At 67.6% G+C, this 10679-nt stretch carries 13 protein-coding genes and 1 pseudogene; 10 read left to right on the top strand and 4 right to left on the bottom strand.

What is annotated here, in order from left to right:
• The 6 genes from AB0H81_RS41155 to AB0H81_RS41130 form a co-directional block, all read left to right on the top strand.
• A partial coding sequence (locus tag AB0H81_RS41155) for a site-specific integrase (RefSeq protein WP_358386768.1) occupies positions 1–574 on the top strand: 574 nt, incomplete at its 5' end.
• Entirely contained in the window at positions 571–903 is a 333-nt protein-coding gene (locus AB0H81_RS41150; protein ID WP_358386766.1) for a helix-turn-helix transcriptional regulator, read from the top strand. The genes AB0H81_RS41155 and AB0H81_RS41150, both read left to right, overlap by 4 nt.
• A gap of 116 nt (positions 904–1019) precedes the next feature.
• Positions 1020–2012, top strand: coding sequence for a hypothetical protein (locus tag AB0H81_RS41145; protein WP_358386763.1), 993 nt, complete (start codon positions 1020–1022; stop codon positions 2010–2012).
• Complete coding sequence (locus AB0H81_RS41140; protein WP_358386760.1) at positions 2009–2401, top strand: hypothetical protein; 393 nt, start codon at positions 2009–2011, stop codon at positions 2399–2401. Before AB0H81_RS41145 ends, AB0H81_RS41140 begins: the two co-directional genes overlap by 4 nt.
• 57 nt (positions 2402–2458) lie before the next feature.
• Positions 2459–2866 (top strand): HIT domain-containing protein, encoded by a 408-nt coding sequence (locus AB0H81_RS41135; protein ID WP_358386758.1) that lies wholly within the window; start codon positions 2459–2461, stop codon positions 2864–2866.
• Positions 2867–2980: 114 nt separating this feature from the next.
• On the top strand, positions 2981–3541 hold the full coding sequence (locus tag AB0H81_RS41130; protein ID WP_358386756.1) for a hypothetical protein: 561 nt from the start codon (positions 2981–2983) through the stop codon (positions 3539–3541).
• A gap of 530 nt (positions 3542–4071) precedes the next feature.
• Here the strand turns inward: AB0H81_RS41130 and AB0H81_RS41125 are convergent.
• Positions 4072–4818, bottom strand: coding sequence for a TetR/AcrR family transcriptional regulator (locus tag AB0H81_RS41125; protein WP_358386753.1), 747 nt, complete (start codon positions 4816–4818; stop codon positions 4072–4074).
• Between the two features lie 110 nt (positions 4819–4928).
• Between AB0H81_RS41125 and AB0H81_RS41120 the strand changes: the two genes are divergently transcribed.
• Both AB0H81_RS41120 and AB0H81_RS41115 read left to right on the top strand, forming a co-directional pair.
• Positions 4929–6011 (top strand): alpha/beta hydrolase, encoded by a 1083-nt coding sequence (locus AB0H81_RS41120; protein WP_358386750.1) that lies wholly within the window; start codon positions 4929–4931, stop codon positions 6009–6011.
• Between the two features lie 542 nt (positions 6012–6553).
• Complete coding sequence (locus AB0H81_RS41115; RefSeq protein WP_358386771.1) at positions 6554–6952, top strand: helix-turn-helix domain-containing protein; 399 nt, start codon at positions 6554–6556, stop codon at positions 6950–6952.
• Positions 6953–6992: 40 nt separating this feature from the next.
• On the opposite strand, the gene AB0H81_RS41110 is transcribed toward AB0H81_RS41115, so the two are convergent.
• Complete coding sequence (locus AB0H81_RS41110; protein WP_358386747.1) at positions 6993–7343, bottom strand: DUF3703 domain-containing protein; 351 nt, start codon at positions 7341–7343, stop codon at positions 6993–6995.
• A 208-nt stretch (positions 7344–7551) separates the two neighbouring features.
• Positions 7552–7932 carry a metalloregulator ArsR/SmtB family transcription factor gene (locus AB0H81_RS41105; protein ID WP_358386745.1) on the bottom strand — a complete coding sequence of 127 codons (381 nt, stop codon included), beginning with the start codon at positions 7930–7932 and terminating at the stop codon, positions 7552–7554.
• Positions 7933–8553: 621 nt separating this feature from the next.
• On the opposite strand from AB0H81_RS41105, the gene AB0H81_RS41100 reads away from it, so the two are divergent.
• Complete coding sequence (locus tag AB0H81_RS41100; RefSeq protein WP_358386742.1) at positions 8554–9741, top strand: hypothetical protein; 1188 nt, start codon at positions 8554–8556, stop codon at positions 9739–9741.
• 12 nt (positions 9742–9753) lie between these two features.
• Positions 9754–9858: pseudogene (locus tag AB0H81_RS41095) on the top strand (helix-turn-helix domain-containing protein); the annotation flags it as partial.
• Positions 9859–10021: 163 nt separating this feature from the next.
• Here the strand turns inward: AB0H81_RS41095 and AB0H81_RS41090 are convergent.
• The coding region (locus AB0H81_RS41090) for a DUF5937 family protein (RefSeq protein WP_358386739.1) at positions 10022–10679 on the bottom strand (658 nt) is incomplete at its 5' end.

Here is a 10679-nt window from a genome sequence, read left to right as displayed (position 1 = left end):
CGGTGTGGCGGAACGGCTCGGTCGCGTTGTCGGAGGCGCCGTGCCCGCGGGCGTCTGGCGCGATGACCCGGTGCCGGGCGGCGAAGACCGGCACCAGTTCGGCGAACGTGGCGCGCTCTACGTTCGGTGGGGCAAAGCGACCAGAGGTAGTCCACCCAAGAGACGCAGCGTGCTGACCGTCTTTCCCTGGTCGGTGCGAGTAGTCGACCAATGGGTGAACGAGTTTCGGCACCTGTTCCCGACGGCCAGCACGGGGACCGCCCTCTGGCCGAGCGAGCGCTCGCCGCGCCTGCAGCTGGATCCTCTGGGCGCCAGGTTCGCCGAGTACCGCGAGGCGGTGGGTCTGCCGCCGGAGATCGGCCTGCATTGCCTGCGGCACTCCTACGTAACTCACCTCATTGAGGGCGGTTACGACCCGTTATTCGTCCAGCACCAGGTCGGGCACTCATATGCGTCGACGACCGCCCTATATACGTCGGTGTCGTCGGATTTCTGCAACCGCGTCCTACGTCAAGCACTCGACCGCACCATCAGCCGCGCCCTGAACCGTCCAGGCCAGGGAGGCACACCATGACCAGACGCCTGAACTTCCACTGGCACCTTCGACAGATCATGGCTGCCCACGACATGTGGAAGACGACCGACCTGATCCCGCTACTGCGCGAGCGCGGTGTGAAGCTGTCTTCGGCCCAGGTCTACCGACTGGTCGCCGACAAACCCGAACGCCTGTCGATGCGCACGCTCATCTCGCTTTGCGACATCTTCGACTGCACCCCAGCCAACCTGATCGAGCCCTATGCCGAAACGACCGCCCGCAAGAAGGTGGCCGGAGATCAGTCCGTTGTGGAACTCACGCACGACATCCGCCCAGAACGAGCCCGCATCCTGGACGACGAACCGTGAGCCGCCCGCGCAAGCCCCGACCACGCCCGGCACCAGATCCAGACCGTTACATCGCCTGCGCTCGCTGCGGAGAACACCATCTCACTGCCGCCAACTGGCCAGAGGGTCCGATCTGCATGTATTGCTATCAAGCCGCCAAGCGCCGCGCCGGCGTCTGCGCCGGCTGCGGCCATCAAGGCATGACCCCCGGGCTCGACGCGGCCGGCCAACCGACTTGCCTCGAGTGCAGCCGAATACCCCTCGACCTCACTTGTCACCAATGCGGCGCCGAAACCTGGCTCGCCAAGAAGAACACCTGCTGGGCTTGCGAGCTCAAGAGTCTCCTCACCAAGCTTCTCGCCGACTCCGAAGGAGTGGTCCGGCCCGAATTGGTCCCATTGATCACTACCCTGACCGGGATGCGCCGACCCAATAGCGGAGTCACCTGGATCCGGACGAACCCCAAGGTCGTCACCCTGCTTAGAGCGCTCGGCAACGGCACCCTGCCGATGAACCACGCTGCACTTGACGCCCTGCCTAAGTCCCAGACGGTCGAGTACATTCGCGAACTCCTCGTGGCGCAAGGGATACTGCCCTTCCGCGACCGTTACGTCGCTGGGTATGAACGCTGGCTCGCGGCCAAACTGGCCAGCATCGAAAGCCCCGAGCAGCGCAAGATCGTCGAGCAGTTCGGACGCTGGCACCATCTCCGTCGTCTCCGCGCCCAAGCCGCCCGGGCACCCGTCACCGAGAACGCCTTCCTGCACGCCAAACAGTCAACGACGATCGCCACCGGGTTCCTCCACTGGCTTCACGAACGCGGACGCCACGTCCATGCCTGCACGCAGCACGACATCGACACTTGGCTCTCCACCGGACCAAGCACCCGGCAACAGGTCGACGACTTCCTCGGCTGGGCGGTGCGACAGCGCCTCATCAAAGGCATCACGATCCCCGGCCGGCCCTACCTCGGCCACCCGCACATAGGGGACACCGTCTCGAACTCCTACGCATGTTGCTTCTCCACGAGACCATGCCCGCTGATCACCGAATCGCAGGTTGCCTCATCCTGCTCTTCGGCCAGCCTGTCCAGCGCATCGCGCGCATGCGGACCGATCACGTCAAAGTGATCGGCGAGCTGGTCGAGATACGTCTGAGTCGGGAATGGATCACTGTTCCAGAGCCCTTCGCGACCTTGCTCCGCACCTACCTCAGTAACCGCCCCCACATGAACACCGCCGCCAACCCGGACTCCCCGTGGCTGTTTCCCGGCGGCATGCCCGGCCAGCCGATAACGTCACGAATGATCGTCGACCGACTGAAAAGAGAAGGAATCCCGCCACTCGCCGCACGAAGCGGAACCTGGCTTCAACTCGTCCGTGAGGCCCCACCCTCCGTGCTCGCACAAGCCCTCGGTATTCATCCGATCACGGCCATGCGGTATGCCAAGCTCGCGGGCGCGGACTTCCTCAGCTATCCCCGGCCAGGTGATTCATCGTCGATGTCGATGGATAGCTAGAGTCACAAGCTGAAAGGCCTTTGCGTGCTGGCCGGACGAGCTGTGATCATGCCGCTCATGAGTTGCGTCTTCTGCCGCATCGTCGCCGGCACCGAGCCCTCGCAAACCATCCACGAGGACGAGCACGCCATCGCCTTCCTCAACCTCGCCCAGGCCACCAAGGGTCACACGTTGGTCGTCCCGCGAGCGCACCACCGGGACCTGGGGGAGATCCCAGTGGAGACGGCGGCACACGTGATGCGGGCCGCGGTCGAGGTGTCCCGGCAAGTCGCCGGCGCGCTCGGGGCTGCTGGCGTGAACCTCTGGCACGCCAGCGGCGAGACGGCCTGGCAGAGCGTCTTCCACTTCCACCTCCACGTGGTGCCCCGCTTCGAGTCCACCGACCTCACGCCACCGTGGACGGAGGTCGAGCACCCGGTCGAGTCCCTCAAGGGGTTGGCCGAAGGGATAAGGGCCTGGCGGTGAAGGTGAGCAGTCCACCCAGACAATCATCGTCGATGGATCGCTTGGGCTGCCAGTTAACCCCGATGGGTCGCTTCGGCCAGCCGAACCTTGCTGGGTCATGAGAGGGGTCACGTGATGACCACAACGCCGCTCATCGAGAGCGTCTGGGTCTTTCACCGAACGGGTCAGTGGTGCCCTGGCCGCCGGATGGGAGAGGTTGTCGCCTACGACACGCAGCTCTTGCCCGAGTATCAAGTGGCCGGACGGCCGACCATCGATCGCAGCTTCCTGTTGCTCGACCAAGGCATCCAGTTGACCAGGCCCGCCGTGTTCGAGGGCCCGGTAGAGGGTTGGTGGTACATCGACCTGGTCGAGATTGAACTGACCGAGGCCGGACTTGTCGTTCATGACCTCTACGTTGACTTCCTGGTGCCACCCGGTGCTGATCGCTACCACGTCCTGGACCTCGACGAGCTTGCTGATGCCCTCCACCGGGGCCAGATCACAGCCGCTCAGTGCGCCACGGTCCTTAGCAGAACGCAACGCTTCATCGACCGACACCTGCGTGCCAACGAAGAAGGTTCCGTTGATCCTCCGCACCAGTTTCCGCCGGCCAGCATCGCGGTGCTGGAGTCGCTTCCTTGCTTCTTCGACAAATCACCAAAGACCGACGTGCATCCAGGGCCAGGGACATGACTTGACTCGTCCCAGGTCCTCCAGGGCCGCCTCCCTCGACGGCAACTCATCGGAGTCGAATAGGGCGGGTTACCAGTTGCGACCTGCGGAAACGCCCCTCCCGTCGTTATCGCGGTGGCGAGCGCCGGACTCATCCCCGAACGCCCGGACCGAAACTCGCGGTCGGACACCGCAGCCGTCACCCGCTGTGGCCTGCGGCAACACTCTCAGAGAGAGACGACGCCGTAGCAGCTCTCAGGCTCGGCTCCTGGTGACATGACACGGGACCACGGATAGCCCGTGGTCCCGTGTTGGCGATGTCCCAGGTAGAGGCATCAGTGGCCGAAAGGCGGGCCGGGCAGGGACTGGCCTCGGGGAGGATCGGACCGGATTTAGGCGCTATAGGGACCAAGAGTCACGCCGATGAGCCCGAATCACGTTGGTCTGGCGCGAGTCCTTGTCGGTCGGCTCGGGCCGCCGATCGGATGCCGTCGTTCACCTGCGCCGCAGCTGCGTCAGCAGGTCAGCGATCGTAGGGGGGGTGATGCTCGCTAGGCACGGTCGATGAGCATCTGGACACCGTCGAGGATGCGATCAAGGCCGAAGTCGAGCGGATCAAGCTCGGTGGAGGTGAATGCGCCGTCGGCGATCGCCTTGGTCAGGGCGGGGAAGCGATCGCTGTGGCGGTTGAGTAGTTCGCTGGTCAGGCGGCCCCATTCACGGTTGCGGTCCTCGTCGAAGTCGGCCCGTTGCTGGGCGAGGCTGCGTACCTGACCAGCGACCAGAAGGAAGACCTGGTGGCGTTGGCCGGCGGTCAGGCCGGTTGGTTCCAGGGCGGCGAGTGCGGCGTCCATCCAGGCGAGCTGGTGGGGGCCCATAATCTGTCGGCGCATGGCGGTGGCGGCCAGCAGCCAGGGATGGGCCTGGTAGACCGCCCACTGGCGGTGGGCCCACGCGGAAAGCCGAGCTCGCCAGCCGGAGCCGGCGGCCGACAGGTCGGGAGGTTCGGCGAGGACGGCTTCGACCATCAACTCGACAAGTTCGGTCTTGCCGGGCACGTAGCGGTACAGGGCCATGGCCGAGACGCCGAATTCGGCGGCGACCCTGTTCATCGAGACGGTCTCCAGCCCTTCGGCGTCGGCGAGGGTCACGGCGGCCTGGGCGATGCGCTGGGGGGTGAGGCTGGGCTTGGGTCCGCGGGCGGGTTGGTCCTGTTCGCCCCACAGCAGCGCGATGCCCGTCGGCAGGTCGCGCGCCTTCTTGTCTTTGTTCTCGCGCGGCTTGGCTGCCCTGGCCATGGTTGCTCCCCTTGATGAGGTCGTTCGCGGACGTCGGTTGACACCCTCCCACAACTGTATATAGCTTAAACATCCTTGTTTAGATCATAAACAGTTTAGAGGAGTAACAGATGCTCGGCATCGTCGTCGCCGCAACCGCAAGCGCGGTCATCGCCGTCCCCGCCGCGGGCCTGTTCGGCTACCGTCGGCTCAGGCGCACCGCCCACGCCAAACGACTGCGCATCACCAGCCCGTACGGCATCGAGGAATCCGGCTTCGCCCGCATCGGCGGCATCGACCAATGGATCTCCATCCGCGGCGAAGACCACCGCAACCCGGTGATCCTGGAACTCCACGGCGGCCCTGGCGCCACCAACCTGATCTTCGCCTCGCGCACCCGCGCCTGGGAGCGGCACTTCACGATCGTGCGGTGGGACATGCGCGGCGCCGGCAAGACCTTCGCTCGCGGCGGCCCCGACGGGCAGGGCGACCTGAGCCTGCAGCGACTCGAGCGCGACGCCCTGGAGGTCACCCAGCACATCCGCGCCCGGCTCGGCGTCGACAAAGTCGTGCTGCTCGGCTGCTCCTTCGGCTCCTTCATCGGGCTGCGCCTGGCCCGCAACCACCCGGAGCTGTACTGCGCCTACGTCGGCACCGACCAGAACATCAACGCCGGCGGCCGCGACCACACCGCCTACCGCGCGCTGCTGGACCGGCTCGGCACGGCCGGCAAGCGCAAGGAACTGGCCGCCGTCACCGCGATGGGCCCGGACAGGTCGGCCTGGAGCGTCGAGGACTGGTCACAGTACAACAAGCACACCGTCGGCTCCGACCCGCTCACCTTCGACACCATCAAGACCGTCGTGGTCGGCTCCCTGCTGTCCTCGCCCCTGCACTCCCTGCGCGAGCTGCCCGCCTACGTGAAGGCCATGAGCTTCTCCCAGCGCGTCGCGCCCGAGTCCGCGACCATCGACGAATGGGCCGAAGGCACCACGTTCACCATCCCGTTCTTCATCTTCCAGGGCGAACGCGACGTGATCACCCCGCCCGAGCCGGTCCGGCGGTTCTTCAACGACGTCACCGCACCCGTCAAGGACTTCGCCCTCATCCAGGACGCGAGCCACTTCGCCTCCTTCCGCCACCCCGACCAATTCCTCGACCTGATGCTCACCAAGGTCCGACCCCTGCTCACCAGCCAACCGATCACCTGGTGAAGCGCCACAGCCCTTGACCATCACCAACCCGTCGGCCCGGCGACTGGACACCGGAGCCGCTGCTCGAGTGCCACTCATGGGACCACGGGCCGCCTGTGGTCCCGTGGACGTCAGCCGCGGCCGGCACGTCGGAGCCGGGGGCCGGCCGTTCACTGCCCGTGTCCGGCCGGTAACTGGCATTCAGGTGCCGTGCGGTCCGGCTGGGGGAGCCGGTTCGCCGAGGCGCGGGGCGCCCCGGGCGAGCTGCGGATGATCCCCCGGGAGCGCCCCGTCGCGCCGGCTGCGGGTGCGTCCCGGTCCGGCCGGTTTCGCGTGTCCGCGCAGAGTGATCGGGCGATCACTGGTACGCAGGAGGCGCGGGCCGACTGCTGGAGGGGTCGCCGGCCCGTGCCCGGCGCGCGGCGTCTCCGGCATATCCCGTCGACCGGGGGCGCCCGCGTTCTCCACACCCGGCGAGATCGCCGCTCTACGTCCAACGATCGATGCCGCGGATGTAGCCCAGCACCGTGCGAGACCCGTCGCGCCAACGACCGTGACGGCCGATCACGAGCGGATCCGCGCCGCCGAGGTACACCAAGGAGGGCCGCTTCATGTTCGCGGTCTTGGCCGCGGCCGCGGAGTACGAGTTGGAGCTGCGCGCCGAGCGGCAGGCCGAGGGGATCGCCGCGGCCAAGCGCCGTCAGGAGTCCGGGCAGATGCTTGCCGGCAAGAAGCACATCGGCCGGCCCCGCGCGGTCGGTCCGGCGGAGGAGGCGACGTTGCGCCGTCTGGTCGACGAAGGCGTCAGTGTCACCGAGGCCGCCCGCATCCTGAAGATCTCGCGCAGTACGGCCTACGCCACGCTCGCCAAGCCGGACCAGCCTTCGAAGCTGATCGGAGCGGAGCGTGGCGGTAGGACGCCTCGACTGTCGGCCGGGGGTGAGGCGAGCGAGGTCAGCTGAGCGCGGTCGCCTCGGCGTTCACGCCGGCGGCGATCGTCTCTCAGGCGGTCTGCAGCAGTTTGGCCAGGTCGGCAGGCATCGGCATCGGCTGGGTCAGGCCGACACCTGCGCGGCCGGTGTTGCCTTCGGGAGAGCGGCCCAGCGCGGAGCCGGGCGCGGCCACGATGATTCGCACGACCTGGCCGAGGGCTTCGCGCCGGTCGCGCTGGCGTACGGCGAGGGCGAACATGGCGATGTGGTTGGCCGTGTGCGGCCAGGGCCAAGGCTGGGACAGGATGTGTGCCCGTTCCAGGTGCCACCACCGGGCCTCGTCGGTGGGTGCGGTGCGGGCGGCGCGCATCTCGGCGCGGTAGGCGGCCCGCACGCGGGCGGGCATCGGACGGCCGATCATGGACGGTCCTCCTTGTGCGGTGAACGGGTAGCGGTGAAGCGGTGGCCGTGCGGGGAATCAATGTCCGGCGCCGCGGATGCCGGTCGTGTCGGCCATGGCGGGTGTTAGAGGAACAGGAAGCTGATCGCGGCGGCGGCGATCAGGGTGCCCAGGGTGATGGCCAGGGCGATCTGGCGGGTGGTGTGCCCGTGACCGTGGCCGGCGCCCATCAGGTGTTCTCACCGCGTTCGGGGTGCAGCGCCTCGGTGTGGCCAGTGTGGGCCAGCGCCACATCCAGCAGCATCCGCACGTGCGGGTCGTCAAGCCGGTAGTAGGTCATCCGCCCGGCGCGGCGCGCGGACACGATGCGATGCGCGCGTAGCAGCCGCAGCGCGTGTGATGCCGCCGACTCGCTCAACCCGCTGACCGCCGCCAGGTCGCACACGCACAGCTCACCGTCCAGCAGCGCCACCAGCAGCCCGAGCCGGTTCGGATCCGACAGCAGGCCGAAGACATCGGCGGTGTCGGTCAGATCCTCGCCCGACGGCATCCGCTCCCGCACGGCGGCGACCCGGTCGGCATCGACCAGCCGGGCGGTACAAGCGTCCATCGCCGACGTCTGCTTATCTGAGGAACTGTTCATATGTTCACGGTAGCGAAAGATGATCGTGAACTGTCAACTCCTTCGCGGCGCAGTTCCTCACCGTGGCCGGCGCCGGCATTCCACGCCTGACCAGGTCCCCACTACCGCCGACTGACCGACTGCGCCGGGGCCTCACCCGCGCCGGCGTGGCCGGATCGCGCCTTGCTGCCAGCGCGCCAACCGCAATCTGAGGGCCACCGCAACAGCGCAGTGATCCCCAGTCTGAACCTAGAGACATACTCGTTAGGGCATCTTGACCAGGCAACTTGTGAAGAACGCACTCCCGCTTCCCGCAAGCTTCAACCGTATGATGTACGGTTCGCCTCACGCAGGCGGGAGCGCAGGCGGACCGCCGACAGCGGAGACGGCGGCCTGCCGATCCCGCACCAGCTCGGCGAACTCGGCCCTCCAGGAACCTCGCCGGGCCAGCCGCCCGGCGAGGGCTTCGCCATGCCCTCCCACTGCCTCTGCCAGCTGAAGGAAGCGCCCTGTCATGAGCAGCAAGCGGATCACCGCCGATCAGCGCAATCGAGCCCGCCCGCATCCGGTGGGAGTTCGCCGGAGCGGACGGGGTGGAACATCACCCTCATGTTGGTTGTGCGGAAGGCGCTGTATTTCGGGCTCCTCGCTGCGTTAGGGGCCACGTTCGGCTGGTTCTCGTGGATCGCCGCCGGAATCTTGCTGGCCAAGACCCGCGAGGTGTGGATCTCCGCCCTCGTGGGCGGCCTGCTGGGGGTGGTGATCGACGCCCTGGTGCGCTACCGGCGGACCATGCGGGCCAAGCAGGAAGACGAACCGGTGATCGGGTTCCCCGTCCTCACCGTCCTGCTGTCGGCCTCGGGGACCTTCCTCGCTGCGGCCGGCGAGAACGCGCTGGGCGAGCTGATCAAGGAGGTACGGTGGCCGTTCCTGTTCAGCGTGACCACGTTCTTCGTTGGCGGGCTCGCCGTCCTGGCTCTCACTGAGCTGCTGAGATTCCTCGGCAAAGGGCTGGACGAAGACACCGCGGAGGACGAGGTGGTGCCGATGCTGATGTTGAAGGGGTTCCTGCTCGTGCTCGGCAGCCTGCTGATGGCCGCACCGGTCAGCCTTGCCAACCTCCTGGCGGGCTCGGATGCCGCCTATCCCTCCCTGGCGTCCTGGTGGATGCTCATCGGCATCGTCGCCGGCGTCGCCGTACTGACGGCCAGACACTCTCCGTGGTTCGCGATCGTCGCGAGCGCGATCACGCTCGGCGTGATCGCGGTGTTCTTCGCCCTGGTCGGCCTGGGACCTACCGAGGAGTTGGAAAGGACCGTGCCGGTTTCGGCGCCCAAGTTCGGGTCCCTGATCGCCGGTATCACCCAGGGCCTGCTCGAGGTGCCGGACGTTCCTGCGCAGACGTGGACAGCGGCGCAGGCGCAGTTACGTGCCGGCGCCTCGGGAGAGCTGATCGAGCCCGAGATTCCGCCCTTCGTCTCCGGGCCGCTGAGCTTCATCGCCGGCTGCGATCGCATGCCCGCTCAGCCGAGCGTCTTCGCGCCCGACACGTATCTGACACGCAAACACGCGCTGTGCGGGAAGATCGAGGCCACGACCAACGCGGAGTGGACACGCTCCCTGATCGTCGTCGGCTTCTTCTGCGCGGCGCTGGTTTGGGCCACGCGGCTGGAGCGGCGCTGGCGGCCCGAGGACTACGAGCGCCATCCCATCCGTGGCTACGACAGGGCCCTGCTGGGACTGGCGTTGCTCGGTCTGCTGGCCGGCCTGCTGACGCTCCGCTCGGGCGGCTATTGACCGCGCGGGCAGTCGGTCACCCAGATCGCCCGCGAGCTCGGCGTGGGGCGGTCGACGCTGTATCGGGCGCTGGAGAACGACGAGGCGACCGCCGTGGGCACCGGCTCTGGCTCATAACCCGACGGCGCGAATGAACCGAGCGCGGTTGCCGGGCTGCCGGCCCCAGAACCCCTGAAGAGACGGTCATCGCCGGCCTCTGCCTCGAAGGCGACGCGGGGGGTGTCTTAGGCAGCTCCCATCCCGACACCCCACGCTTGCCGCACTCTCGCCCGATGGACGCTCAAATGATGTGAGCCACCGATTCGGCCGCCAGCAGTGCCACGGCGAGGGGTAAGCGCTCGTACAGCACCTGGTGGCCGTGCCGGCGTGCGGTCAGCAGCCCGGCGTCGCGCAGTACTGACAGGTGGGCCGACACGGACGACGGCGCCAGGCCGTGGCGATGGGCGAGCGCCGTCGTCGAGGCGGGTTCGTCCAGGTCGACCAGGATGGCGGCCCGGGTCCGGCCGACGAGCCGAACCAGCGCGCCCGGCGCTCCCGCGGCAGGGGCCTGCCAGAGCGTGCCCACGCCCCTGGCCGGATAGATCACCGTGGGCTGCCACGGCTCGGCGAAGCCACTTACCACGTCTGGCCAGACGAAGACGTTGGGCACCATCAACACGCCTCGGCCGTCCGCATGCTGTGCCCCCGGAAAATCGTGCGGCGTCCTGTGGAGGAGCGTGTCGTCTGACCAGGCCAGATCCGGATGCAGGTCGGCGAAGAGCGCCTCCCATCCGCCTGCCGCCAGCCGCCCCGACCGGTGGGCGATGTCCGCTTCCAGCAGGGCCCGAATGCTGGCCCAGTGCTGGGCCAGCAGGGCGTGCCAGGCCCGCTCGGTGAGGTCGGCCAGCTCCTGTACCGTTCGCGCGGGGTCGGCGAGCGCCTGCTTGCCCTCCGGGGAT

Origin of the sequence: Nonomuraea sp. NPDC050691, assembly GCF_040654455.1 — a bacterium.
Lineage (GTDB): Bacteria > Actinomycetota > Actinomycetes > Streptosporangiales > Streptosporangiaceae > Nonomuraea.
This window is presented reverse-complemented; position numbering and strand designations above follow the sequence as displayed.

Excerpts from the sequence above, each read along its gene's own strand:
- AB0H81_RS41150 (WP_358386766.1), top strand. The coding sequence starts at position 571 with ATGACCAGACGCCTGAACTTCCACTGGCACCTTCGACAGATCATGGCT.
- AB0H81_RS41145 (WP_358386763.1), top strand. The coding sequence starts at position 1,020 with ATGTATTGCTATCAAGCCGCCAAGCGCCGCGCCGGCGTCTGCGCCGGC.
- AB0H81_RS41135 (WP_358386758.1), top strand. The coding sequence starts at position 2,459 with ATGAGTTGCGTCTTCTGCCGCATCGTCGCCGGCACCGAGCCCTCGCAA.
- AB0H81_RS41130 (WP_358386756.1), top strand. The coding sequence starts at position 2,981 with ATGACCACAACGCCGCTCATCGAGAGCGTCTGGGTCTTTCACCGAACG.
- AB0H81_RS41125 (WP_358386753.1), bottom strand. The coding sequence starts at position 4,818 with ATGGCCAGGGCAGCCAAGCCGCGCGAGAACAAAGACAAGAAGGCGCGC.
- AB0H81_RS41120 (WP_358386750.1), top strand. The coding sequence starts at position 4,929 with ATGCTCGGCATCGTCGTCGCCGCAACCGCAAGCGCGGTCATCGCCGTC.
- AB0H81_RS41110 (WP_358386747.1), bottom strand. The coding sequence starts at position 7,343 with ATGATCGGCCGTCCGATGCCCGCCCGCGTGCGGGCCGCCTACCGCGCC.
- AB0H81_RS41105 (WP_358386745.1), bottom strand. The coding sequence starts at position 7,932 with ATGGACGCTTGTACCGCCCGGCTGGTCGATGCCGACCGGGTCGCCGCC.
- AB0H81_RS41100 (WP_358386742.1), top strand. The coding sequence starts at position 8,554 with ATGTTGGTTGTGCGGAAGGCGCTGTATTTCGGGCTCCTCGCTGCGTTA.